Annotated in this window: 22 protein-coding genes; 11 read left to right on the forward strand and 11 right to left on the reverse strand. The window is 65.7% G+C overall.

The window, feature by feature from the left end; all coding sequences use genetic code 11:
* Positions 1–30: 30 nt before the first annotated feature.
* The 3 genes from purF to ybaK are packed head-to-tail and all read left to right on the forward strand — an operon-like array spanning position 31 to position 2825.
* Positions 31–1575, forward strand: coding sequence for an amidophosphoribosyltransferase (purF, locus tag HLH27_RS02910; protein WP_220790259.1), 1545 nt, complete (start codon positions 31–33; stop codon positions 1573–1575).
* Between the two features lies 1 nt (position 1576).
* On the forward strand, positions 1577–2302 hold the full coding sequence (locus HLH27_RS02915; protein ID WP_246375434.1) for an SDR family NAD(P)-dependent oxidoreductase: 726 nt from the start codon (positions 1577–1579) through the stop codon (positions 2300–2302).
* Positions 2303–2333: 31 nt separating this feature from the next.
* Positions 2334–2825: a Cys-tRNA(Pro) deacylase gene (gene ybaK / locus HLH27_RS02920; RefSeq protein ID WP_182947647.1), complete on the forward strand. Its 492-nt coding sequence runs from the start codon at positions 2334–2336 to the stop codon at positions 2823–2825.
* Positions 2826–2953: 128 nt separating this feature from the next.
* On the opposite strand, the gene HLH27_RS02925 is transcribed toward ybaK, so the two are convergent.
* The gene (locus HLH27_RS02925; protein ID WP_182947649.1) at positions 2954–3709 is read right to left on the reverse strand and encodes an OmpH family outer membrane protein; all 756 of its coding nucleotides are present in this window, start codon (positions 3707–3709) and stop codon (positions 2954–2956) included.
* 202 nt (positions 3710–3911) lie between these two features.
* On the opposite strand from HLH27_RS02925, the gene HLH27_RS16990 reads away from it, so the two are divergent.
* Positions 3912–4304, forward strand: coding sequence for a hypothetical protein (locus HLH27_RS16990; RefSeq protein WP_246375391.1), 393 nt, complete (start codon positions 3912–3914; stop codon positions 4302–4304).
* A gap of 125 nt (positions 4305–4429) precedes the next feature.
* On the opposite strand, the gene HLH27_RS02935 is transcribed toward HLH27_RS16990, so the two are convergent.
* The 3 genes from HLH27_RS02935 to xseA all read right to left on the reverse strand — a co-directional run bounded on the left by HLH27_RS02935 (position 4430) and on the right by xseA (position 7342).
* Positions 4430–4915 (reverse strand): DNA-binding protein, encoded by a 486-nt coding sequence (locus HLH27_RS02935; protein WP_182947651.1) that lies wholly within the window; start codon positions 4913–4915, stop codon positions 4430–4432.
* A gap of 405 nt (positions 4916–5320) precedes the next feature.
* Positions 5321–5719, reverse strand: a complete 399-nt coding sequence (locus tag HLH27_RS02940) for a BA14K family protein (RefSeq protein ID WP_182947653.1) — start codon at positions 5717–5719, stop codon at positions 5321–5323.
* 141 nt (positions 5720–5860) lie between these two features.
* A complete protein-coding gene (xseA, locus tag HLH27_RS02945; RefSeq protein ID WP_182947655.1) occupies positions 5861–7342 on the reverse strand; it encodes an exodeoxyribonuclease VII large subunit in 1482 nt (493 codons plus the stop codon).
* Positions 7343–7413: 71 nt separating this feature from the next.
* Between xseA and purD the strand changes: the two genes are divergently transcribed.
* Positions 7414–8715: a phosphoribosylamine--glycine ligase gene (gene purD / locus HLH27_RS02950; protein ID WP_182947657.1), complete on the forward strand. Its 1302-nt coding sequence runs from the start codon at positions 7414–7416 to the stop codon at positions 8713–8715.
* Positions 8716–9261: 546 nt separating this feature from the next.
* Here the strand turns inward: purD and HLH27_RS02955 are convergent.
* Positions 9262–10389: a reverse transcriptase family protein gene (locus HLH27_RS02955; RefSeq protein ID WP_182947659.1), complete on the reverse strand. Its 1128-nt coding sequence runs from the start codon at positions 10387–10389 to the stop codon at positions 9262–9264.
* A 211-nt stretch (positions 10390–10600) separates the two neighbouring features.
* The gene (locus HLH27_RS02960; protein WP_182947661.1) at positions 10601–11848 is read right to left on the reverse strand and encodes a phosphoribosyltransferase-like protein; all 1248 of its coding nucleotides are present in this window, start codon (positions 11846–11848) and stop codon (positions 10601–10603) included.
* 204 nt (positions 11849–12052) lie between these two features.
* On the opposite strand from HLH27_RS02960, the gene HLH27_RS02965 reads away from it, so the two are divergent.
* Entirely contained in the window at positions 12053–12379 is a 327-nt protein-coding gene (locus tag HLH27_RS02965) for a zinc ribbon domain-containing protein YjdM (RefSeq protein ID WP_182947663.1), read from the forward strand.
* A gap of 195 nt (positions 12380–12574) precedes the next feature.
* On the opposite strand, the gene lpdA is transcribed toward HLH27_RS02965, so the two are convergent.
* From lpdA to zapE, 4 genes are all read right to left on the reverse strand, one after another.
* A complete protein-coding gene (gene lpdA / locus HLH27_RS02970; RefSeq protein ID WP_182947665.1) occupies positions 12575–14314 on the reverse strand; it encodes a dihydrolipoyl dehydrogenase in 1740 nt (579 codons plus the stop codon).
* A gap of 72 nt (positions 14315–14386) precedes the next feature.
* A complete protein-coding gene (gene odhB / locus HLH27_RS02975; RefSeq protein ID WP_182947667.1) occupies positions 14387–15643 on the reverse strand; it encodes a 2-oxoglutarate dehydrogenase complex dihydrolipoyllysine-residue succinyltransferase in 1257 nt (418 codons plus the stop codon).
* 178 nt (positions 15644–15821) lie between these two features.
* Positions 15822–18689, reverse strand: coding sequence for a 2-oxoglutarate dehydrogenase E1 component (locus HLH27_RS02980; RefSeq protein WP_182947669.1), 2868 nt, complete (start codon positions 18687–18689; stop codon positions 15822–15824).
* Positions 18690–19237: 548 nt separating this feature from the next.
* Complete coding sequence (gene zapE / locus HLH27_RS02985) at positions 19238–20425, reverse strand: cell division protein ZapE (RefSeq protein WP_182947671.1); 1188 nt, start codon at positions 20423–20425, stop codon at positions 19238–19240.
* Positions 20426–20557: 132 nt separating this feature from the next.
* On the opposite strand from zapE, the gene HLH27_RS02990 reads away from it, so the two are divergent.
* The 4 genes from HLH27_RS02990 to HLH27_RS03005 all read left to right on the forward strand — a co-directional run bounded on the left by HLH27_RS02990 (position 20558) and on the right by HLH27_RS03005 (position 22704).
* Complete coding sequence (locus tag HLH27_RS02990; RefSeq protein WP_182947673.1) at positions 20558–20902, forward strand: carboxymuconolactone decarboxylase family protein; 345 nt, start codon at positions 20558–20560, stop codon at positions 20900–20902.
* Between the two features lie 119 nt (positions 20903–21021).
* The gene (locus tag HLH27_RS02995; RefSeq protein ID WP_182947675.1) at positions 21022–21669 is read left to right on the forward strand and encodes a 2OG-Fe(II) oxygenase family protein; all 648 of its coding nucleotides are present in this window, start codon (positions 21022–21024) and stop codon (positions 21667–21669) included.
* Between the two features lie 125 nt (positions 21670–21794).
* A complete protein-coding gene (locus HLH27_RS03000; RefSeq protein WP_182947677.1) occupies positions 21795–22157 on the forward strand; it encodes a hypothetical protein in 363 nt (120 codons plus the stop codon).
* Positions 22158–22212: 55 nt separating this feature from the next.
* The gene (locus HLH27_RS03005; RefSeq protein ID WP_182947679.1) at positions 22213–22704 is read left to right on the forward strand and encodes a Spy/CpxP family protein refolding chaperone; all 492 of its coding nucleotides are present in this window, start codon (positions 22213–22215) and stop codon (positions 22702–22704) included.
* 199 nt (positions 22705–22903) lie between these two features.
* Here HLH27_RS03005 and zwf read toward each other — a convergent pair whose 3' ends face one another.
* Complete coding sequence (zwf, locus tag HLH27_RS03010; RefSeq protein WP_182947681.1) at positions 22904–24448, reverse strand: glucose-6-phosphate dehydrogenase; 1545 nt, start codon at positions 24446–24448, stop codon at positions 22904–22906.
* A gap of 311 nt (positions 24449–24759) precedes the next feature.
* Between zwf and HLH27_RS03015 the strand changes: the two genes are divergently transcribed.
* Complete coding sequence (locus HLH27_RS03015; protein WP_182947682.1) at positions 24760–25794, forward strand: aspartate-semialdehyde dehydrogenase; 1035 nt, start codon at positions 24760–24762, stop codon at positions 25792–25794.
* Positions 25795–25799: the final 5 nt, after the last annotated feature.

Below are 25799 nucleotides of genomic sequence, written 5' to 3' on the forward strand. Positions count from 1 at the left end.
GTCACCCGCCGAGGAAAGAGAGAACTGATCATGCCGATCCGCCCCACTGTCCCGCAGGCCGCCACCCCGTGCAGCCCGGCCGCCGCGTGTCCGCCGGGCCACGAGCGTGACGACGTGCCGCCGCAGTGGCACGACGACGACAAGCCGCATGAGGAATGCGGCGTCTTCGGCGTGTGGAACGTCAACGACGCCTCGGCGCTGACGGCGCTGGGGCTGCACGCGCTTCAGCATCGCGGGCAGGAAGCCACGGGCATCGTGTCGTACGACGGCGAGCGCTTCCACACCCACAAGGGGCTGGGGCTGGTCGGCGACGTGTTCGGCGATGCCCGCGTGATGGCCACCCTGCCCGGCCACCGGGCGGTGGGCCACAACCGCTACGCCACCACGGGCGCCACGCTGATCCGCAACGTGCAGCCGCTGTTCGCCGATTTCGAGTTCGGCGGCCTGGCGGTGGCCCATAACGGCAACCTGACCAATGCCGAGACCCTGAAGCGCGCGCTGGTGCGCCGTGGCTGCATCTTCCAGTCCACGACCGACAGCGAGGTGTTCATCCACCTGATCGCGATCTCGCTCTATGCCTCGGTGATCGACCGGCTGATCGATGCGCTGAAGCAGGTGCTGGGCGCCTATTCGCTGGTGGTGCTGTCGCGCGACGCGCTGATCGGCGTGCGCGACCCGCTGGGCGTGCGGCCGCTGATCCTGGGCCGCATCCCCGGCGAGACCGAGTCCGCCCCGCCTTCCTGGGTGCTGGCCAGCGAGACCTGCGCGCTGGACATCGTGGGTGCCGAATTCGTCCGCGACGTCGAGCCGGGCGAGGTCGTCATCATCGACAATGACGGCGTGCGCTCGGTCAAGCCCTTCGGCGAGCAGAAGGCCCGCTTCTGCGTGTTCGAATATATCTATTTCGCCCGCCCGGACTCGGTGCTGGACGGCGTGCCGGTCTACGAGGCGCGCAAGCGCATCGGCATCGAGCTGGCCCGCGAAAGCGGCGTGGAGGCCGACGTGATCGTGCCGGTGCCCGATTCCGGCGTGCCGTCGGCCATGGGCTATGCCATGGCCAGCGGCATTCCCTTCGAACTGGGCATCATCCGCAACCATTATGTCGGCCGCACCTTCATCGAGCCGACCGACCAGATCCGCCATCTGGGCGTAAAGCTGAAACATTCGACCAACCGCCCGGTGCTGGACGGCAAGCGCGTGGTGCTGGTCGACGATTCGATCGTGCGCGGCACCACCTCGCGCAAGATCGTGGACATGGTCCGCGCCGCCGGTGCGCGCGAGGTGCATATGCGCATCTCCTCGCCGCCGACCACGCATTCCTGCTTCTACGGCATCGACACGCCCGAGCGCAGCAAGCTGCTGGCCGCCCGCCACGACCTGAAGGAAATGGCCGAGCTGATCGGCGTCGACAGCCTGGCCTTCATCTCGTTCGACGGGCTGTACCGCGCCCTGGGCCATGAGGGGCGCGAGGCCGCGGCCGGCCGCTATTGCGACGCCTGCTTCACCGGCGACTATCCCATCGCCCTGGTCGATTACGAGGCCGCCGGCGGCGACCCGCACTCCGACGCCGCCTGACCTGCCGGGCAGCGTGATCCCGGGCAGCGTGGCGCTGGTCACCGGCGCCAGCCGCGGCATCGGCCGCGCCACCGCCCTGGCGCTGGCCGATGCCGGGGCCCATTGCATCCTCACCGCCCGCACCCCGGGCGGGCTGGAGGAAACCGACGACCTGATCGCACGCCGCACCGGCCGCCACGCCACCCTGCTGCCCATGGACCTGCGGGACGGGGCGGCCGTCGACGCGCTGGGCCCCTCGGTCGCCGCCCGCTTCGGCCGGCTGGACGTACTGGTCCATTGCGCGGCCATGCTGGGCGTGCTCACCCCCGTCACCCACATGCGCGACGCCGACTGGGAGGCCACGCTGGCGGTCAACGCCACCGCCGCTTGGCGGCTGATCCGCACCACAGCACCCTTGCTGGACCGTGCCCCGGCCGGCCGCGCCCTGTTCCTGACCGACGGCCACGCCGCCCGCCCGGCGAGCTTCTGGGGCATGATGGCGGCCTCGAAAGCCGCGATGGAGGCCGTGGTGCTGAGCTGGGCCGACGAAATCGGCCCGGATTCGGCCCTGCGCGTCAATCTCTACGATCCCGGCCCCGTGGCCACCCGGCTGCGGGTGCAGGCCATGCCCGCCGCCGACCTGTCCGCCCTGCCCCGGCCCGAGGACGCCGCCGCCACCATCGCCGCCCTGTGCCGCCCCGACGAACAGCGCCACGGGCAGCGGATCGTAGCCCGGGCGGGAGCCTGACGCGCGCGCCCGATCCTGTTATGACACGGACATGGCCAAGAAACCCCAGATCCCCGGCACCCCGGCCACCCTGGCCCTGACCCGCGCCGGGATCGCCTTCGTCCCCCTGACCTACACGTACGACCCCGACGCCGACCGGCTGGGCGTGCAGGCCGCCGAGGCGATCGGCGAGCCCCCGGCCCGGGTCTTCAAGACCCTGATGGCGGAAATCGATGGCAAGCCCGTCTGCGTCGTCGTGCCGTCGGACCACGAGGTGAGCATGAAGAAGCTGGCCGCCGCCTTCGGCGGCAAGAGCGCGAAGATGATGAAGCCGGCGGACGCCGAGCGCATCACCGGCTTCCGTGTCGGCGGCATCAGCCCGTTCGGGCAGAAAAAGCGCGTGCCCACGGCCTTCGCGCAGCAGGCGGCCGATCTGCCCTATCTCTACACCAATGGCGGCCAGCGCGGCCTGCAGGTGCGCCTGGCCCCGGCCGACGCGCTACGCGCCAGTGGGGCCGTCCTTGCAGACCTGACGGCGGAGTAGTCTTCTTTTGTCTTCCGAAAAAGAAGCAAAAAGACTTCTATCCGTTCAGGTGCATCGCGCGCCCCAGCAAAAAACCCCCGAACGGATCAAAGTTTTTTGGTTCTTTTTTTCAAAAAAGAACGCCTTCCTCACCCCTGCTGCTGCTGCTGCGGATCGGCCATCTGCACCGGCGCGGTCGGGAACTTGCCCGACTTCGCGATCACTTCCGGGTCCTCGTTCGCCGCCGGCAGATAGACATGCGGCAGGATGGCATTCAGCCGGCTGGCCACCTGGTCGCTGATATCGACCTGCGGCCCGTGCAGCACGGTCAGGCCCGACTGCACCACCAGGGTCAGCCCGCGCGCCTTCGCCACGCTGTTCACCACCTGGCCGATTTCCCGCTGCACCTGGTTCAGCGCGATCTGGATGTCTTCCTCCAGGATGCGGTTGCGGTTGCCGAAGGTGCGCTGATCGACCGCCACGCGCTGCTGCAGGCTGCGCTGCTGGGCCTCGGCCTCGGGCCGGGCCGCGTTCATCATCTGCTGGCGCAGGGCCTGGATCTGCCCTTCCTCGGCCCGCACGTCGCGGATCAGGGCATCGCGCCGGGTGCCCATTTCTTTCTCGACTTCCTGGATCGCGACGGATTGCCGCATGATCGCATCGGTATCGAACACGCCGACGACCGGCGCGGGCGGCTTGGCGGCCGGCGGCAGGGGCGCGAAATCGGGCACCGGCGGCGCGGGCAGCAGCGGCGGCTGGTCGGGGGCGGCAGGTGCGGCGGCGGGCGCGGCTGCCCGCGCCGCCGGGGCGGCCGCGAAAGCAGGGGCCAGGGCGGCGCCCATCCCGGTCACAACGAAAAATCCGGCCAGAAACCGGCGGCACGAGGTCCGGGAAATATCGGTCATGATCGCAATCCGTAAGGCAGGGAGCAAACGCGACGGCGCGAAGGCCGGAAACGGCAAAAAGAGCAATGCTGCCCTGCCTAGCCGATCACCGGGAGCATGACCAGTCCTCGGCCGTTCAAACCCGTCACATCCGCGCGCGACGACCCTGCCGCGCGCGTGCCATACTCGCCGCGTCACGTTTCCTCCTGAAAGGCCTGTCGTCATGAGACCGCGTTGCCGCCGGCACCTTGCCGGATGCCTCACCCTCGCCGCCCTGTGCCTGCCGCCGGCGCTGTCGCTCGCGCGCCCCGCCCCGGCCCCCGCATCGCGCGTGCATTCCACCTATCCCGACGGCACCGGCGATTCGCTGGTCGACCGGCTGAACGCGGCGCAATTGTCGGGCAGCTATCGCGGCCCGCTCTATTACCAGGGCCAGGCCATCCCGCAGGCCCAGCCGACGGATGTCGGGACCCTGCCGCCCAACGTGCCGCAGATCGTGCCCCCGCCGCCGCCCGGCGCCCGCGCGCCCGAACCCTCCATGCGGCCGCCCGGCGTGCCCGCCCTGCCCGGCAGCACCCTGCCGCCGCCGGAGCCGCCCTGCGCCGGAGCCTGCTGAGAAGGCCGCCGGCAAGGCCATAATTCCGCTGTAATCCCCGCCCATTGGGGGGCCGTGGCGTCGGTGCGTGATGCAAATGTTCCCGGCGTCACACCCCATGCGGGGCCGGGCGGGCCAGCCCGCTGTCACAGCATCGCATACAGCCGCCACATCACCGGCGTATGCGACAGGAAGATCAGCCCCAGCCCCGAGGCAAACAGCAGTTTCAGCCCCAGCGGCCCGCCGGACGACACCAGCACATCCAGCGTCAGGGCCTGCATGCAGGGGTCGATCATCCGGGGCGGCCGCCCGCGTGCGTCGCGCACGGCCGGCGCCGCGATCCGCGCCCGCCATTCCTGCCGCTGCCGCGCTTCCTCGGCCGCCGAAATCCGCGCGCGCCCGTAAAGCTGCGTCACGTAGCGATCCAGATCCTCGACCCGGTATGTCAGCGTCCGCCCGTTCCGCGCCGCCGGGCGGGGGCCCGCATGCAGCAGGCCGAGCATGCGCAGCCGCCGCGCGGGAATACCCAGATAGACGGCAGCATCGCCAAGCGGCAGCACGCGCCGCAGCGGAAAGACGTGAACGGTCGCCAGGCCGTCATTGGCGCCATCCGGAGGAGTGAGGCCGCTCATCCCCCCGACGATGTTGCCCCACGGCTGCGGCTGTCAATCATAACCTGCACCGGGGGCGGGTCCGTTTCCGGATAAGGCTTATGCGGGGTGGAAAGTAAGGAAGAGATCTTCTTTTTCTGAAGAAAAAGAAGAAAAAAGACTTCTATCCGTTCAGGTGCATCGCGTGCCCCAACAAAAAACTCCTGAACGAATCAAAGTTTTTTGGTTCTTTTTTTCAAAAAAGAACAACTCCTTCCGCCTCGGAGGCTGCTTCAAAAGCCCCGATAGCGAGTGGAAGCGTGGCGTCAGCCACGCGTCTGGCGGTGGTTTACGAGCATCGGAGCGGAGCGGCCTTGTGGGCCGTGAGCACCGAAGCGCAGGAAACCGCCGTCAGGCCGCCGCTAGCGGGGCTTTTGAAGCAGCCTCTCAGCGACAGATATGCCGCTCGCCATCAGCCCCGATATACGTCCCGGTCAGCGGATCGAAGCACGCATTGGCCGTGCAGGCATTGCCCGACGCCAGCGGGGCCGGATTCACCCGCGCCGCCATGGCCTGCGTCGCATGGGCCGCGACACCGCACAGCGGCGTATCGAGCGGCGCGGACGGGTCGTTCACCAACTGCGCCTCGTTGGCGGGCGGCGGGGTTTCCACCGCCGTGCCGGGCGCGAACTGCAAGGGCGGGTGCCGCACCGGCTTGGGCGCCACCGGTGCCGGCGGCGTGGCGCAACCGGCCAGCAGCACCACGACCGGCAACACGCCCAGCGTCACCCGGCCGGCGGCGCGCGCGAAAGAAGACGCCAAAGAAGACCGGGGACGTTCGTTCATCGCTCTGTCCTGTGCACTCCGGCCGCCCCGCGGGCACGCCATTCCCATCCGATCCATCATATCCGCCTTATCGCCCGCACGGTCAAAAGGGCCCCCTGCGTGCAAGGCGAGCCCACCGGCCGGGCGGCCGGTCCAGGCGCCTCAGAGATCGAGCTGCCCCTGCGAACTGTCGGCCCGCACGGCGCGGACCTCCGTCACGCCGTCGGCGAATGTCAGCTCCAGCCGGCTGCCCGGCCGCACGTCGGCGGCGCGCGTCACCGCCACGCCCGATGGGTCGCGCACCAGCACATAGCCGCGTTCCAGCACCGCCATGGGCGACAGGGATTCCAGCCGCCCCGCCAGCCCGTTCAGATGGGCCCGCCGCTCGCGCACCATCGCCGCCAGCGGCGCGGGCGACAGGCGCGCCCGGTCGGTGCGTGCCCGGCGGTCGCGCAGCGCCTGGCGCAGGCCAGACAGCAGATGGCTGGCCACCAGGTCCAGCCGCGCCCGGCCCGGCCCGGTCAGCAGCAGCGGCGAGGGCATCATGCGCCCGGTCGCCAGCAGGGCGGCGCGGCGCCGCTCGATCAGCCCCGGCAGCGCCCGGTCCAGCCGCTCGCCCCGGTCGTCCACCCGCATCCGCGCGGTGGCCAGCAGCGACGGCAGGTCGGGCATCCGCGCCGCCGTACGGTCCAGCCGCAGCCGCGCCGTCTGCGTCAGGCGGGCCAGCCCGCTGGTCAGGCGCGCGGCGCGATGCGCCAGGTCGGCCACCAGCTCGGCCCGCGCCGGCACCGCCATCTCGGCCGCCGCCGTGGGGGTGGGCGCGCGCCGGTCGGACACGAAATCGATCAGCGTGGTGTCGGTCTCGTGCCCCACCGCCGAAATCAGCGGAATGCGGCAGGCATCGACCGCACGCAGCACGGCTTCGTCATTGAAGGCCATCAGGTCTTCCAGCGACCCGCCCCCGCGCGCGACGATCAGCACGTCCGGGCGCGGCACCGCCCCGCGCCCGTCGATGGCATCGAACCCCGCGATGGCGGCGGCGACCTGCCCCGCCGCGCCCTCGCCCTGCACGGCGACGGGCCAGACCAGCAGCCGGCGGGGGAAGCGCCGGGCGACGGTGGTGCGGATATCGTGCAGCACCGCCCCCTGCGCCGAGGTGACGATGCCGATGACATCGGGCAGGAAGGGCAACGCCCGCTTGCGCGCGGCGTCGAACAGCCCCTCAGCCGCCAGTTTCAGGCGCAGCCGCTCGATACGCGCCAGCAGCGCGCCCTCGCCGGCATATTCCATCCGCTCGACGATCAGCTGGTAGGACGAGCGCTCGCCATAGGACGAGACCTTGCCGGTGGCGATGATCTCCAGCCCGTTTTCCGGCGCCAGCCCCAGCCGCGACACCGACCCGCGCCAGACGACGCCCGCGATCTTCCCGCCCTCGTCCTTCAGCGAGAAATAGAGGTGCCCGGAGGGATAGCGTTTGAATTCCGTAATCTCGCCGCGCACGCGCACGCGGCCGAAATTGCCCTCCAGCGTGCGCCGGATCGCCCCCGAGATCTCGGAGACCGAATATTCGGGCACGTTACCCGCCATGGGGCCCGACCCCGAACCCGGTCCGGCGCCGCCGGAAGTGCGAAGAGTTTCGTCCATCGGCACAGGGTATGATAGAGACGGCCTCCCCGGAAGGCCCGGGGACGTGCGAGGAACAGGGAAACGAATTGATGCGGGTGCTTCTGGTCGGATCGGGTGGACGGGAACATGCGATGGCGGCGGCGATCGCGCGCTCGCCGGCGCTGGAGGCCCTGTTCATCGCACCCGGCAACCCGGGCACCGCCGCACTAGGCACCAACGTCGCCATCGCGGTCGACGACGTGCCCGCCCTGGTGGCCTTCGCGCAGGCCGAGCGGATCGACCTGGTGGTGCCGGGCCCCGAGGCGCCGCTGGTCGCGGGCCTGGCCGATGCCTGCCTGGCGGCCGGCATCCCCTGCGCCGGCCCCAGCCGCGCCGCCGCCGAACTGGAAGGCAGCAAGAGCTTCACCAAGGAAATCTGCGACGCCGCCGCTATCCCGACCGCGCGGTGGGAACGGTTCGATGCCGCCGCCCCGGCGCTGGACTTCGTCCGCCGCCGTGGCGCGCCGATCGTGATCAAGGCCGACGGCCTGGCCGCCGGCAAGGGCGTGGTGGTGGCCATGACCGTCGCGGAGGCCGAAGAGGCTATCCGGTCAATGATGGACGACGCCACCCTGGGCGCCGCCGGCCAGTCGGTGGTGATCGAGGAATGCCTGATGGGCGACGAAGTGTCGCTGTTCGCCTTCTGCGCGGACGAGACCGCGGTGCTGATCGGCGCGGCGCAGGACCACAAGCGCATCGGCGAGGGCGATACCGGCCCCAACACCGGCGGCATGGGCGCGGTCTCGCCCCCCACGGGCTTCGACCGCGCCAGGCAGGAAGCGGCGCTGGACCTGCTGGTGCGCCCGATGCTGAAGGAAATGGTCCGCCGCGGCACCCCTTTCCGCGGCATCATCTTCGCCGGCCTGATGCTGACGACGGACGGCCCCAAGCTGATCGAATATAACGTCCGCTTCGGCGACCCCGAGGCCCAGGCCCTGCTGATCCGCCTGCAATCCGACCTGCTGCCCGCCCTCGCCTCGGTCGCCGCCGGCACGCTGGACGCGGCGGACATCCGCTTCTCCGACGACCACTCCATCAGCATCGTCCTCGCCGCCCGCGGCTATCCCGGCAAACCCACGGCCGGCGGCCAGATCGAAGGCCTGGACCAGGCCCAATTCCACCCCGGCGTCCACATCTTCCACGCCGGCACCAAGCGCGACGCCCAGGGCCACCTCATCGCCGCCGGCGGCCGCGTCCTGACCGTCTGCGCCATCGCCCCCACGCTGGGCGAAGCCCGCACCCGCGCCTACCACGCCATCCCCGCCATCCACTGGAAAGACGCCATCTGGCGCCGAGACATCGGCGACCGCGCCCTGCGCGCCGCCGCGACCGAGGACAACGGGACGGCCTGACACAGGCCGCCTGCCCTCGATCCTCCGGGACTTCAAACCCCGTCTTTCACTCTCAGGGCTCCGCCCTGAAACCCGGCAGAGGCCGGCGGCCCCTGCACCCCGATTCGTTAGGGTTCATACCTATTCTGCTTCGTATGAACCCCATGGCGATTTTCGCCTCGAACACGGAAATCTCTAGCAGCACACCGAGGCGACTTGGGTTGACAGGATCACCCGCTATTACGCTGGTCCTCGCACAAAGACGAAACCAAGACGCTCCATCATCGCGGAGCGTCATGAAACCCGAGACGCAACAATAATCGCGGTAAGCCAGCGACTTCCGCTTTCGCCTCATGCCAGTCATCACGGGTGGTTGAAGCGTTTCCCGATAGCAGACAATCCGAAATCTCCAAATGGCAGGTCTAAATACTTTTATTATAAAAATCCAAAATTACCCATTCTAAGCAAGGTCTTAACGTTAAGAACTACGGTAATTTAAAAGCAATACAAGCCTATAATTTTTATTTCATTTTCCGCAATCATTCCAGATACTCAAAATATTATTTTCTACCATATTATTTTATTGAACTTTTCGTAGCATTTTCGGGAATACTCTCTATCTATACTGTGAGCATGCGCCAAAAGGCCCATAATATGACGCCTCATTCCAGTCACTGAATCAAATCCTCTTTTTTCTTGATGTTTTTTTACGCCAATCTTTTTAGAAAGAAGTGCATATAAATGAGTGTCTAGATTATTACGAAAATCGTTTGTTAATCGCGGATATGGTCCATCTACTAGCAACCCCAAGACAATACGTCTAGCTCCCGGCGGAGAAATCACTGTTTTTGTATCATTGGGAGTAAATCCAAAATTAATTAACTTTTCCCTAACTAAAAAAACTAGGCTTTTTGCCACTTCTCGATTGATTGTTTGTGTCGTTGAGAAAGCAATATCATCCGCGTAGCGTGAGTAACGCCAACCATTTTCCTGGGCTAGTTTTTCAAGTTCGCTATCCAATAATCTTGTTGTTAAGTTTGCCAGCGCGGGACTAGTTGGCGCACCTTGCGGTAAATATCCCAAGTTTTCACAATAAGAATTTGGAATACCATACGATTTCTTCCGTCGGGGGGAAGGTTTGTCACCAACATATGTACAAATTCGTGCCAGTTGGAAACTTAGTAAGGCACCATATCCTAAATCACGAAAAACCTTATAAACTTGAGGCTCCATGATACTTCCAAAGAAGTTCTGAATATCCATCTTTATCAGCCATAGACAACCGGCATGCTGCTTTGCTGCATTCAGAAGACCACGTCGTGGATCAGAGTAATATGCATAACTTGCTTGATGGGGAGCCGCAGCTCGAGTTTGAAAGACATTTTGTGCGAGCCAGCGTTGAACGTGCATCAGAGTTGGTTCAGGAACACAAATAACTCGAAATTTTCTTCGATCTGCTTTTTTTAACCGAAAAACACGATAACTATTTTTTGATGTTCGGCGAGAATAAGCTCCTAATTTGACCAAAGGTGTGTCTGTTATTTGAGCCAAATGGGAAAGAGTAAAAATTACGGGCAGACCGATATCTACTTTTTTAATTAGAGAAGCAGTCTGGATCGCAGCGTTAATTAAGGGTTGAGAGCACCCCTCTTTTTTTGCTTCGCGTGTAAACTGTTGAGGGTTCCAACTGAGCATCTACCTTTAATCTCCGCACATGTGCGGGTCCTGTGGGCTCGAGTGAGTCATACGACACACCCCTCTACGAAACGCCCCCCCAAAGGGGGGCGAGCGCACAGGACCAGGACCTGCGATCGGAAGCTCTTTCCTCGGCAACAAGAAACCCGGAAGCCGGTAGTGACGGAAAAATCCCACCACTGACGGTGGTCTCGCTTTGCGAGACCGGTATCTAGACCTCGGTTGGAACCCTCAACGCTTGAGGATAATACGGTTTTTCGTTTATGGGAAGTGTTCGAGCACTACGTTTTAGCTTCAAGGAACTCCGCATGAACTGATGTGCGCGATCCGTCAGTCTTCCTTCTTCTGTAAGAAACCCTCGTTCCTTACCGTCGCTATATGAGTCCAGTATCTCTGGAACACTGAGACCACTTTTTTCGGCGAGAGCGACCTCTTGTCCTTTCCTCCAACGCCCTCGAATGGCTTTCAATATTACGATCATTCGAGCATCAGAGCCGATAATATCGCTAGGTAGATTCATTACATCTAAATTTAAGGCGTCTACTGCTCGTGAATTCTCTGTTTTTATACCAAAAGCAGGGGCCATATCCGGAGAAATGCCCCCAGTAAAGAGGGGCTGCCATTTTGGTGTGGATTCATGGAATATTAATGGCGCATTATTTGGAAAACGATACGAAAAAGCGATCAGGGCACCACCATCTTTGTATCCTAACGAACTACTTCCGCGCCCACTTCTTGGGCCATACCTACGTATGAGGTCTTTCCAGCGTTCTGCCAATTCAATATTGTGATATGTACTTATAGAAGGTGCAATGTGACTGACAAAAACTTCTGGCTTACTCTTATGTGCTTCAATATTTTTGATTCCAGAAATTGTGGAGGCAGCAGCCACCACGCTGAACTCTATCCACTTTTTAGATCTCCATGCCTGAACGCTTGGTACATTTAAGAATTTATCAATCATTGAAATAACCCGACTTCCACTCCCGATAAAATCAGTCACTATTGTGATCATAGATACTTTATTTCTACGAATACGGTCAGGGCCAGGATTGTTAAGAAATATAGACCTAAATTTTTCTACGCCTTGAGAGATATGAAAAGCAGCAGGCCCCTCACTTCCAACACGGGTTTTGCCTCGGATTGGATTGACCGCTTTAGGGCCAGTGTTACCGTATGCTCGCCTTCTTTCTCGATTATCACTATCTTTCGTTAATTTTGACTTGAATATAAGTTTCTCTGCGAATTCACGTTCCGCATACAGACCAATTTTTTTTCGTGCGCCATGACGCGTTTGAGCTAAGCGTCGTAGTTGTTTTCTAATCTCTGAAGATACATCCTCTTCATTCATTAGTAATAACGCGTCAACAAGATCTATTGCTGCGCTTTGATCTGCGGGGGAAAACTGCTTTATCCATTGACGTGATGTAACTGCGGCAGAGAGGCGTGGCCTTTTCATGTATTTAAATGTCCTCAATAATTTTTACGATCTCTAATTTATTTTAACCTAACCAAGAGCAGTAAGTCTGCTCTTGGTTAAATCACATTCTGGAACAGACCGTCCGTTTGCCCCCCAACTCCGACTTTTAATCATGCCGATCACAGTCCACCTCCAAGTCTGAATGGGATTGTGTGCCGGGCCTTGGGGGATTAAGCCCCATTTATGAGCACCAACGCACCTGCCTGCCCGCAATGCACTCTGGACGAGACGCATGTCGAGGGGACGAATTATGTCTGCGACACCTGCGGTTATGAATGGCCGGCGGATATTGCCGACGTGGCCTCGGCCGACGATGTGGTTCGGGATGCCAATGGCGCGGTGTTGGCTGATGGCGACACGGTTGTTGTGGTCAAGGACCTGAAGGTAAAGGGGTCTTCGACGACGCTGAAGGTCGGGACCAAGATCAAGAATATCCGGTTGCGGGGCGGCGACCATGCGGTTGAGGCCGGCAGCTATATGCTCAAGGCCGAGTTTCTGCGGAAAGCGTAAAAGCGCGTCTCCGGAAGACGGAACCGCAACAGACCAGAACCTTGACGAATCGGGGTGCAGGGGTCCGCGACCCCTGCTGGGTTCGGGCAAAGCCCGAGCACTTCCGCCCCCCACCCCGAAAAACAGACGCCCCATAAAAAACGCCCGGCCACCGAAATGGCCGGGCGCGTCAGGCGTTGAACCTGAACCGTGCGATCAGATATGGATCGCGCGCTTTTCCACGTCCAGCGCCGCTTCCTTGACCGCTTCGCTCAGCGTCGGATGCGCGTGGCAGGTGCGGGCGATGTCTTCCGACGAGGCGCCGAATTCCATCGCCAGCGTGGCTTCGGCGATCAGTTCGCCGGCGCCGGGGCCGATGATGTGCACGCCCAGCACCTTGTCGGTGGTGGCGTCGGCCAGCACCTTCACGAAGCCGTCGGTCATGCCCATGGCGCGGGCGCGGCCGTTGGCGGTGAAGGGGAACTTGCCGGTCTTGTAGGTGACGCCAGCGCCCTTCAGCTCTTCCTCGGTGCGACCGACGGTCGCGACCTCGGGCCAGGTGTAAATGACGCCGGGGATGGCGTCGTAGTTCACATGGCCCGCCTGGCCGGCGAGGATTTCGGCGATGGCGACGCCTTCATCCTCGGCCTTGTGCGCCAGCATCGGGCCGGCGATGACGTCGCCGATCGCGTAGACGCCCGGCACGCTGGTCGCGTAATGGGCATCGGTCACGACGCGGCCGCGCTTGTCCAGCGCCACGCCGGCCTCTTCCAGGCCCATGCCCTTGCTGGCGGCGGTGCGGCCGATGGCCAGCAGGACGATGTCGGCTTCCAGCGTCTCGGCGGTGCCGCCGGCGGCCGGCTCGACGGTCAGCGTCACGCCCTTGCCGGTCTTTTCGGCCTTGGTGACCTTGTGGCCCAGCTTCATCTGCAGGCCCTGCTTGGTCAGGATGCGCTGGAACTGCTTGGCGATCTCGCCATCCGTGCCCGGCACCAGGCGGTCGAGATATTCGACCACCGTGACCTCGGCGCCCAGACGGTGCCACACGCTGCCCAGTTCCAGGCCGATCACGCCGCCGCCGATGACGACCAGCTTCTTCGGCACGGCCGACAGTTCGAGCGCGCCGGTCGAGGTGACGACGACCTTCTCGTCCACATCCACGCCCGGCAGGCCGGCGCTGTCGCTGCCGCTGGCGATCACGATGTGCTTCGCCGTCACCGGCTTGCCGTCGACCGTGATGCGGCCGGTGCCTTCAAGCTTGCCGAAGCCCTTCAGCCACGTGACCTTGTTCTTCTTGAACAGGAACTCGACGCCCTTGACGTTGGCCTCGACCACCTCGGCCTTGCGGGCCATCATCCGCTTCAGATCCAGCTTGATGCTGTCGATCAGGATGCCGTGGCCCGCGTAATCATGGCCGGCGGCATGGAAGTTCTCGGACGATTGCAGCAGCGCCTTGGAGGGAATGCAGCCGACATTCAGGCAGGTGCCGCCCAGGGTCGCGCGCTTCTCGACGCAGGCAACCTTGAAGCCGAGCTGGGCCGCGCGGATGGCGCAGACATAGCCGCCCGGGCCGGCACCGATGACGATGACGTCGTAATCGGTCTCGGCCGGGGGGGCGGCCGCCGGGGCGGCGGGGGCCGGAGCCGGGGCGGCCTTGGCTTCGGCGGGCTTCGCCGGAGCGGGCTTGGCGGCGGCAGGCTTCGCCGGGGCGACGCCGGCGCCTTCCTCGACGGTCGTCAGCACGGCGCCGACCGCGACTTCGTCACCCTCGGCGACGATATGCGCGCCCAGACGGCCGGCCGACGGGGCGGCGACCTCGACGCTGACCTTGTCGGTCTCCAGTTCCACGACCGGTTCGTCGGCGGCGACGCTGTCGCCCGGCTGCTTCAGCCACTTGCCGATCGTGGCCGTCGTCACGCTCTCGCCGAGAGTCGGCACCTTGATTTCAATGGTCATATTCTTGTCCTGCGTTCGCTGCGTCGGGATGAATAGGCGGACCGGGCCGAAGACCCGGTCCGCCCCGGCGCATCAGACCTCGAGCAGCAGACGACGCGGGTCTTCCACGTTCTGCTTCACGCGCACCAGGAAGCTGACGGCTTCCTTGCCGTCGACGATGCGGTGATCGTAGGTCAGGGCGATATACATCATCGGCCGGATCACGACCTGGCCGTTCACGGCCATCGGACGGTCCACGATGGCATGCATGCCAAGGATGGCCGACTGTGGCGCGTTGATGATCGGGGTCGACATCAGCGAGCCATAGATGCCGCCGTTGGTGATCGAGAACGTGCCGCCCGACAGTTCGTCCAGCTTCAGCGACCCGTCGCGCGCGCGCTTGCCGAAGCCGGCGATAGCGCTCTCGATCCCGGCGAAGCTCAGCTTCTCCGCATCGCGGATCACCGGCACGACCAGCCCGTTGGGACCGCCGACCGCGATGCCGAGATTGACGAATTCCCGATAGATGATGTCGTCGCCGTCGATTTCGGCGTTGACGGCCGGGAATTCCTTCAGCGCCGCCATCACCGCCTTCGCGAAGATCGACATGAAGCCCAGCTTGGTGCCGCCATGCTTCTTCTCGAAAACGTCGCGATATTCGGCGCGCAGTTCCTTCACCGCCGTCATGTCCACCTCGTTGAAGGTGGTCAGCAGGGCGGCGGTGTTCTGCGCATCCTTCAGGCGGCGGGCGATGGTCCGGCGCAGGCGGGTCATCTTCACCCGCTCCTCGCGCGGGTCGTCGGTGCGCGGCGTGGCGGGGGCCGGGGCGGCCTTGGCCACCGGCGGCTGCGCCAGGAACGACAGCACGTCGCCCTTGGTCACGCGGCCGTCCTTGCCGGTGCCGGTGCCGATCTCGGCGGTCGTCAGGCCCTTTTCGGCCATCATCTTCTGCGCCGACGGCATCGGGGCATGGGCCGCGCCCTGGGCCGCGACGTCGGACGGCGGGGTGGCGGGACGCGCGACCGGGCCGGCGGCGACCGGCTGGGCCTGGACGCCGGCCGGGGCTTTCGGGGCCTCGGGGGCCTTGGCGGGCGCCGCCTTGGGGGCGCCGCTGCCGGCCTCGACCGATGCCAGGATGGTCCCGACCTCGACTTCGGCGCCTTCGGCGACGAGCTGCGGACCCAGCACGCCGGCTTCGGGTGCTGCGACCTCGACGCTGACCTTGTCGGTCTCCAGCTCCACCACCGGTTCGTCGGCGGCGACGCTGTCACCCGGCTTCTTCAGCCACTTGGCAATCGTGGCGGTCGTCACGCTCTCGCCCAGTGTCGGGACCTTGATCTCGGCAGACATCTTTCTTTCCATTCCCTCTGCCGGTCAGATCCGCGTGCTGGAACGGGGCCCGATGGTCCGCGCCCCCACCCGTCGTCTGCCGGCTTGTGTATTCTCAACATAACCAGACCGAAGCCGGCGCGAAAAGACCGCGCCGGCCCCGCTTCGCATGTCCCGGCCCGCCGGCCGGGACCCACCCTCAGGCCACGCCCAGCGCGCTGGCGACCAGGGCCGCCTGTTCGCTGGCATGGACGCGGGCCAGGCCCGTGGCCGGGCTGGCGGCCGCGACACGGCCGACATAGGTCGGACGCCCGCCCTTGCGGCCGGCCTTGCCCATCACGCCCTCGATCAGGCGATCGACGAAGGTCCATCCCCCCATGTTCTCGGGCTCTTCCTGGCACCAGATCACCTGGGCCTTGGGATACAGCGCCAGCTGTTCGGCCAGCAGCTTTTCCGGGAAGGGATAGAACTGCTCCAGCCGCAGAATCGCGACCTTGTCCAGCGCGCGCTCGCGCCGCTCGGCCAGCAGGTCGTAATAGACCTTGCCCGAGCAGATCACGACCCGCTCCACCTTGTCGCCCGACGCGATCGGATCGATCTCGCCGATCACGGGGCGGAAGGTGGTGCCCGACGCGAATTCCTCGAGGTTGGACACCGCGAGACGATGACGCAGCAGCGATTTCGGCGTCATGATGACCAGCGGCTTGCGGTAGTCCATCTTGAGCTGGCGGCGCAGGGCGTGGAAATAGTTCGCCGGCGTGGTGATGTTGCACACCCGCATGTTGTTCTCGGCGCAGAGCTGGAGGTAGCGCTCCAGGCGGGCCGAGGAATGTTCCGGCCCTTGGCCTTCGTAGCCGTGCGGCAGCAGCAGCACCAGGCCCGACATGCGCAGCCACTTGGTTTCGCCCGACGCGATGAACTGGTCGATGATGACCTGCGCACCGTTGGCGAAATCGCCGAACTGGCCTTCCCACAGCACCAGCGCGTTCGGGTCGGCCAGCGAGTAGCCATATTCGAAGCCCAGCACGCCGAATTCGGACAGCAGCGAGTTATAGACCTCGAACACGCCCTGCGCCGGGTCGATATTGTTCAGCGGCGCATAGGTGTTCTGGTTGACCTGGTCGATCAGCACCGCATGACGCTGGCTGAACGTGCCGCGCTGGCAATCCTCGCCCGACAGGCGGACGCGATGCTTCTCCAGCAGCAGCGAGCCGAAGCCCAGGGCCTCGCCCGTCGCCCAGTCGATGCCTTCGCCGGTCTGGAACATCGTCGCCTTGGCCTTGAGCTGGCGCACGATCTTCGGGTTGACGTTGAAATCGGCCGGCGCCGTGCTGATGGCGGCACCGATCTTGCGCAGCGTCTCGACCGAAATGCCGGTCGCGGGCTCGGCGCCCACCGCGCCCACCGGCGGCGGCTTCAGGCCCGTCCAAGCACCTTCCAGCCAGTCGGCCTTGTTGGGCTTGTAGGTCTGCGCGGCCTGGTAGGCCTCTTCCAGCTTGTTGTGGAACGCATCCCACTGCGCCGTGGCGTCGGCCTCGCTGACCACGCCCTCGCGCGCCAGGCGGTCGGCATACAGGGTGCGCACCGTCGGACGGGCGGCGATGGCCTTGTACATCGTCGGCTGGGTGAAGGACGGCTCGTCGGATTCGTTATGGCCGTGGCGGCGATAGCCGACGATGTCCAGCACGATGTCGGTGGCGAATTTCTGGCGGAAATCGGCCGCCAGACGCGCGCAATAGATCACGGCCTCGGGCTCGTCGCCATTGACGTGCAGGATCGGCGCCTGCACCGCCTTGGCGACGTCGGTGCAGTACAGGCCGGAGAACGCATGGGCCGAGACGGTGGTGAAGCCGATCTGGTTGTTCACCACGATATGGACCGTGCCGCCGGTGCGATAGCCGATCAGCTGCGACATCGCCATGGTCTCGTAGACCAGGCCCTGGCCCGCGAAGGCGGCATCGCCGTGCATCAGCACCGCCATGTGGCGGCTGCGCGCATGCGGGTCGTCATCGTCCTGCGTGGCGCGCACCTTGCCGATCACCACCGGATCGACGGCTTCCAGGTGCGACGGGTTGGGCTGCAGCGAGATATGGACCGGGTTGCCGTCGATATCCACGTCGGTCGAGGTGCCGAGATGGTATTTGACGTCGCCCGAGCCCTGCACGTCGTCCGGCTTGAACGAGGCACCGGCGAATTCGCTGAAGATGGCCGTGTAGGGCTTGCGCACGATGTTGACCAGCGTGTTCAGGCGCCCGCGATGCGGCATGCCGATGGCCACCGTGCGCACGCCGTCCTTGGCCACCTGGTCGATCAGCGCGTGCAGCGCCGGAATGGTGACGTCCTCGCCCTCCAGGCCGAACCGCTTGGTGCCGACATAGCGCTTCTGACAGAACGACTCGAAACCCTCGGCCTCCGTCAGATGATGCAGGATCAGCTTCTTTTCTTCGGCCGAGGCCCCGGCGCGCCAGTTGTCGCCTTCCAGCCGCTGCTGCAGCCAGTTGCGCTGCTCGGGGTCCTGCACATGCATGTATTCCGAGCCGATGGGCCCGCAATAGACGGCGCGCAGCGCGTCCAGCACCTGGTTGATCGTCGCGGTCTGCTTGCCGATCAGGTTGCTGACGATCTTGCCCAGATAGATCGGCCGGTCGAGATCCTTCGGGCCGAACCCGTAGGTTGCCGGGTCCAGATCGGTATGGGGCTTGGGCACCTGCAGCCCCAGCGGGTCCAGCCGGGCTTCCAGGTGGCCGCGCACGCGATAGGCACGGATCAGCTGCGTCGCGCGCAGGCTGTCGTCGGCCGCCGCGTTCAGGCTCTCCGCCGAGACGGGCGCGCCCTTCGCCGGGGCCGCCACGACGTCGCCGCCATCGATGCTGGACGGGCGCGGCGCCCACGAGGCACCCTCCGCGTCATGCAGGATCGCAGCGCCTTCCTCGTCCATCGCCGAGAACAGCGATGCGAAAGAAGGATCGACGCTGCCGGGATCCGACGCCCAGCGAGCATACAGGTCGGCCAGATAGGCCGTGTTGGCTCCGCTGAACGCGGTCGACAGGATATCTACGCCCGCCATCTTGAAGACATCTCCTCGTTCATGACCTGACCGGCCACGTCATTATCCGGACCCGGGCCATTTCCGCCGATCGCGACGGAATACCGGCCCCTGCCGTTTATCGTCTCAACCCTAGCGCCACCTTTGGCCATCCGCCGCCATCTTTCGCCACGGGCAGGATTGCTTCGCACGCATACTCACCTTTCCGTTTCCACCTGCTCGCGCAGCCTGGCACGGAACCGGCAACCAGACGCACGGCACACCGAACAGCGACCGAACCGGCGGACGACCCGAAGGGCCCTGCCATACCCAAGCAAAGAGCGAACCACTTGCCTACCGCCGCACCGCTCACACCACCGCCATATGCGTCACGATACCGTGACAGAAGGGAACGCCCGCCTCGCAGCCCAAACCGCCCCCGCCGCCACATGCACGCCCGGCGCGCACGCCCCCGCAGGGCGCCGGCCGCATCCTGCGCCGCACGGTCGGACATGATGAAAAGAAAGGCAGGCACTGCATGCATTTTGACAGGCCGGCCGCATCCCGCCCGATCGGCCGGGCCCGATCGATCAGGACAGATGCGGCAGGTCCAGATAGGCGGTACTCTGCATTTCCTCGAGGCGCGAAGCCGTGCGTTCGAATGCCTGCGCGCCCTCGCCCTTCTGGTAGATCGCATCGGGCTGGTCCTCGGCCGAGGCGAACAGCTTCACCTTCTGTTCGTACAGCGTGTCGATCAGAACGATGAAACGGCGGGCAACATCGAAATTATCGGGGCCCAGCCGGGGAACATCGTCAAGCACCAGCGCCGGGAAGCGCGTGGCCAGCGCCAGGTAGTCGCCCGCGCCCAGCGGCCGCCCGCACAGGTCGGTGAAGGTAAAGCGCGCGACCGGGCCGGCTGCCTCCTTCACCTCGAGCTTGCGGCCCATGATTTCCAGCGTCACGGGCCGGGTCGGCGCGCCGTCGGCCAGGCGCATGAAGATCGAATCCAGCTCCTGCGCCGCATCGGGGCCGGGCGGCACGATCCAGGTCGTCATGCCGCGCATGCCGCCGCGACGATAATCGCGCGGCGAATCCAGCACCACCGTATCGACCTCGCGCTGGATGATCGCGATGAAGGGGCGGAAGGCATCGGCCCCCGGCCGGTTCTGGAACAGGTCCTGCGGCTCGGTGTTCGAGGTCGCGACCACGACCACGCCGTCGGCGAACAGATATTCGAACAGCCGCCCCAGCACCATCGCATCGGCGATGTCGTTCACCTGGAATTCATCGAAGCACAGCAGCCAGGCTTCCTGCGCGATGGCATGGGCCAGCGGCGGGATCGGATCGGTCAGTTCCGGGTGCTTCAGCTTCATGTCGTGCAGCCGCTTGTGGACGTCCTGCATGAAGCGGTGGAAATGTACCCGCATCTTGTGCTCGACCGGCGCCAGTTCGAAGAACAGGTCCATCAGCATGGTCTTGCCGCGCCCGACCTGCCCGACCATGTAGACCCCGCGCGGACGCGGCGCCTCCGCGGCACCGCCGTCCAGGCCCAGCCGCGCCTTCAGCCCGCCCAGCAGGCCCTTGGGCTTGGGCCGCCGCACCACGGGATGATAGCCGGGCAGCTCGCGCCACAGCTGGTCCAGCCGCGCGGCCGCCTTGGCCTGCTCGGGATCGCGGGACAGCAGCCCGGCGGCGACCCGCGCCTCGTACGCAGCCATGGGCCCCGAGCCAGGGGGCAGGTTCAGATCGGATGCGAAGGCTGTCAGCGCGGATTCCATGATCTATGGCCGATAGCGCCGGCAACGCGTCTCAGCAAGAGCATGCACTCGCCAAACCGTGTCGTGACAGGCCTGCTCTCCATCTGGTGAACTCGATCGCGGTCCATGACCACACATCAAGGATGTTTCGCGATGATCGACTGGTCCGCCTACCGCCATTTCCTCGGCCAGGCCGTGCCTGCCTTCGCCACCCTCTCGCCGGGCACGGTCGAGGGGCTGACGACGCTGGACAACGCCGCCAGGGCCACCAACCGGCTGGATGCCAAGACGCGCGAACTGATCGCGCTTGCCGTCGCCGTCACCACCCGCTGCGACGGCTGCATCGCGGTGCACTCCAAGGCCGCCGTGCAGGCCGGCGCGAGCAAGGAGGAAATCGCCGAGGCCCTGGGCGTCGCCGTGGCGCTGAATGCCGGCGCGGCCGCCGTCTATTCCACCCGCGCGCTGGACGCGGCCGAGAAGGCCGCCGGCGGGGCCTGACCCCCGCGCGGCGGGGCGCCGTACGTTCCGCCGCCTTGCCTTCACGCCGGGTCCGGTTCTAGGAATCGGGATGTGGTCTTCGAGACTGTTCTGCAAGCACCTCATCCCGCGCAGGTTCCATGACCGTCACCGATCCGATCCGCCCCGACTATGCCGCCCTGGAAACCGCCCGCGTTTCCGACACGCCGTTCGCCCATGTCGTGGTCCGGAACTTCATCCGGCCGGACGATCTGGCGGCGCTGGTGGCGTCCCTGCCCGAGCTTTCCTCCGGCGGGTCGTTCCCGCCCTCCTCGCTCACGCTGTCGCCGCTGGCGCAGGGGCTGATCGCGGAGCTGGAAGGCCCCGTGCTGCGCCAGGCGATCGCGCGCAAGTTCGCGCTCGACCTGGACGACGCGCCGACCATGCTGACCCTGCGCGGCCGCACGCGGGCCAAGGACGGGCGCATCCACTGCGATTCCGTGGCCAAGCGGGTGACGGTGCTGCTGTATCTCAACCCGGCCAGCGAGGCCTGGGCCCGGCAGGAAGGCTGCCTGCGCCTGCTGCGCGGCCCCGACGATGTCGAGGATTACGCCGCCGAGATCCCGCCCGTCGACGGCACGCTGCTGGTCTTCCCCAACGGTCCGACCACATGGCACGGCCACCGGCAATATGTCGGCCGGCGCTACACGATCCAGCTCAACTATATGGAAAACGACGCCAAGGCGCGGAACGAACTGCGTCGCCACCGGTTGTCGGCGCTGGCGAAGCGCCTGTCGCCCGCGGCCTGATCCGGGCCGCCCGCCCCCCGCCGCCATCGGCCCTGATTCTGACACGATCGGCGCCGATCATGCTGACAGGAAACGACATTCGGCCCATCACGGCCGAACTGACTTCAGACCATAGGAGTCCCGTCATGCGGGTCCGCACATTTCTGATCGCCGGCATCCTGCTGGCAGGCGCCACCCCGATCGCACCCCCGGCCCCGGCCCTGGCGCAGCATTGGGATCGTGGCCGCCACGACCGGGGCCACGGCCCCGGACCGTACCGGGGCGGCGGCCCCGGCTGGCGCGGCGACCGGGGCGGCCATCGCGGCCCCGGCGTCGGCGCGGCCATCGGTGCCGGCGTCGCCGGCCTGGCGGTCGGCGCGCTGCTGGGCGGGGCCCTGGCCTCGCAGGCCGCGCCGCCGCCCGCAGCCTATTATCCGCCGCAGCCGGAACCCCCGCCGCCCCCGCCGGCTTATTATCCGCAGGCTTCCTACGGGCCGTCGCCTTACTGAACCCGTCCGCCAGGACACCCGTTCAGCCCCATCGATTCTCCGGAGACCTCCTCCCATGACCGTCCGCCGGTTATCCCTTGCCGCCGCCCTCGCCCTGCTGGCCACGCCCGCTCTGGCGGCGCCCGACACCACCGCCCCTGCCTCCACCGCCGCCACCCCGGCCGCACGAGGCTCGGCCGTTCCGGTCCACACGCCGCACGATCCGTCGCCGGACCAGCTGGAGGCCCATATCGCGACGCTGCATCAGCAACTGGGCATTACCCCGGCGCAGGAAAGCGCGTGGAACGCCTTCGCGCAGGTGATGCGCGACAACGCGGCCCGCTTCCACGACACGATCGAGCAGCGCCGCACCAAGCTGGCGAGCCTGAGCGCCCCGGACAACATGCAGTCATACGCCGACCTGATGACCCAGCGCGCGCAGGACCTCCAGACGCTGAACATGTCGTTCCGCACGCTCTATAACGGGCTGAGCGACGCGCAGAAGAAATCCGCCGACATCCTGTTCCGCCAGTCGGACGGCCATCCGAAGCAAGGCGCCGCGCACTGAGTTCAAGGCTGAGCCTTGGGTGTTGAAGCGGTTGGCAGGAATCCGGGCGCTGCCCGGCCCCGGCAGGGCCCAAGGCCCTGCCCCCCAATCATTTGATAACGAATGGGTTTCCAAAGGGCTCCGCCCTTTGGCGGGTTTCAGGGCAGCGCCCTGACCGTCGTCCCGACACGGAACGACGATCCCAGCCAAGGGCGTTCCTTCAGGTTCCGTTCAGCGGGTACCAGGTTCGTCCGTCGCGGGCCAGCAGCGCGTCGGCGCCGGCCGGGCCGGTGGCGCCGGCATCGTAGAATTCCAGCCCCTCGGGGCCATGCGCCCAGGATTGCAGCACCGGATCGACTGCCGCCCAGGCCGCGTCGATATTGTCGGCCCGCTGGAACAGCGTGGCATCGCCGGTCAGGCAATCGTACAGCAGCGTCTCGTATCCCACATTGGGTTGCAGATCGAACGCGTCCTCGTAGCGGAACTTGACCTGCACCCCGGCCAGATCCATCGCCGGGCCCGGATGCTTGGCGGCCATCTCGATCGTCAGGCCCTGGGCGGGCTGCACGTTCAGGATCATGCGGTTGGGCGGCAGGCTGTCGGTGGCGGTGCCCCGAAAGATCGCCACCGGCGGCTTCTTGAACTGCACCACCACCTCGGTGCGCCGCCCGCCCAATGACTTGCCCGTCCGCAGGTAGAAGGGCACGCCCGACCAGCGCCAGTTATCGACATGCAGCTTCAGCGCGACATAGGTCTCCGTCACGCTATCGGGGGCGACGCCGGGGGCCGCGCGATAGGCCACCACCGGCTGCCCCTCGACGGTGCCGGCGCCATACTGGCCGCGCACGGCGTCCTCGGGCCGCACCGGGCGGACGGATTCGAACAATTGCTCCTTCGCCGTGCGCACCGTCTCGGCCGAGAACGAGGCCGGGGGCTCCATCGCCACCATGGCGAACAACTGGAACAGATGGTTCGGCACCATGTCGCGCAGCGCGCCCGTGGGCTCGTAGAACGCGCCGCGCTGCTCCACCCCGATGGTCTCGGCCGCCGTGATCTGGACATGGTCGATATATTCGCTGCGCCACAGCGGCTCGAAGATCAGGTTGCCGAAGCGCATGGCCAGGATGTTCTGGACCGTCTCCTTGCCCAGGAAATGGTCGATCCGATAGACCTGCTGCTCGTCCAGCACGCCCAGAACCTGCCGGTTCAGCGCCCGCGCCGTGGCCAGGTCGGAGCCGAAGGGCTTCTCGATCACCACCCGGCGGAAGGCCCCCTCCTGCTGGGCGACCAGCCCCGCGTGGCCCAGCATCTCGACCAGCGGGCCGAAGAAGCGCGAGGGCACCGCCAGGTAGAAGACGGCATTGCCCGTCACCCGCGCCCCCAGCGCGCGCATCTGCGCCAGGTCCGCGAAATCGGCCTGGACATAGTCCAGCCGGTCGGCGACCCAGTCCCAGGCCTTCTGGTCGATGGTCGGGGTATAGAACTCGCCGTCCGGGTCGCGGGTGAATTCCTGCATCGTGGCGGCCAGCCCGTCCCGCCAGTCGGCGGTGGTGCCGGGTACCCGATCGACGCCCAGCACGCGGAAATCCGCGTCCAGCAGGCCGCTGCCCGCCAGATTGTACAGTGCCGGCATCAGCAGCCGCTTGGTCAGGTCGCCGCGCGCGCCGAAAATGGCCAGCGTGCAGGCCGGCGCCGGCTTGGTGCCCGAGGGCGGAATGGCGTGCCTGCTGCGCGCGGGCGATGAAATATCGCGAGAAAACGACATGACGGGATATCCCCCTGGACAGGCCGCCACCACGCGGGCCGGCGGCGGAAGCGGACGCACGGCGCCGGATCGCCGAGGCCATCTGACACCCGCGCCGCCATCGTGACAACGCATGGCGCCACCCCGGGGGCAACACAAGCATGAGACCCCACCCGCCCCGGCCGCCCCCGAAACGGGGAAAAACCGCGCCCGACAGCGCCGCTCGCTTGCATAGCACCCGGTCTGGCACTACCTCTCAGCACGCTCCGTTGCGGAGTTTCAAGGACAGGCCCGCCGGATAGGCCGGGGGCACAGAACAGGGATGATGGTCGATGGGATACCGCGTCGCGGTCGTAGGCGCCACGGGAGCCGTGGGGCGTGAAATTCTCAAAACGCTGGCCGAACGCGCGTTCCCGATTACCGAGATTGCCGCCCTCGCCTCGGCCCGCTCGGTCGGGCAGGAAATCTCGTTCGGCGAGAAGAAGGTGCTGAAGGTCCAGAATCTCGAAACCTTCGACTTCGCCGGCTGGGACATCGCCCTGTTCTCGCCCGGCGCCTCGGTCTCGGCCGTGCATGCGCCGCGCGCGGCCAAGGCCGGGTGCATCGTCATCGACAACACGTCGCATTTCCGCATGGAACCCGACGTGCCGCTGGTGGTGCCCGAGGTGAATCCCGAGGCGCTGAAGAAGGCGAAGCGCGGGATCATCGCCAACCCCAACTGCTCGACCATCCAGATGGTGGTGGCACTCAAGCCGCTGCACGACCTGTTCACCATCCGCCGCGTGGTGGTCTCGACCTACCAGGCGGTGGCCGGCGCGGGCAAGGAAGGCATGGACGAGCTGTTCATCCAGTCGCGCGGCAGCTTCGTCGGCGACCCGGCCAGCCCGGAACAGTTCACCAAGCAGATCGCCTTCAACTGCATTCCCCATATCGACCGCTTCATGGATGACGGCGCAACCAAGGAGGAATGGAAGATGGCGGTCGAGACCCGCAAAATCCTCGACCCTGATATCTCTGTTTTCGCTACCTGTGTGCGGGTTCCGGTCTTCATCGGCCATTCCGAGTCCGTGGTGGTGGAATGCGAGGAACCGGTGGACCTCGCCCGCGCCCGCGCCGTCCTGCGCGACGCGCCGGGGGTGGTCCTGCACGACAAGCAGGAGGATGGCGGCTACGTCACCCCCATCGAATGTGTTGGCGAGGACGCGACTTACGTGTCGCGACTGCGGATCGACCCCACCGTTCCCAACGGGCTGGCCTTCTGGTGCGTTGCGGACAATCTGCGCAAGGGGGCTGCGCTGAACGCAGTGCAGATCGCCGAGACCATGATCGCGCTGGACCTGATTCACCCCCGCGCCCGCCAAGGCTAACTGCC

Origin of the sequence: Gluconacetobacter takamatsuzukensis, from assembly GCF_014174275.1 — a bacterium.
Classification (GTDB): Bacteria; Pseudomonadota; Alphaproteobacteria; order Acetobacterales; family Acetobacteraceae; genus Gluconacetobacter; species Gluconacetobacter takamatsuzukensis.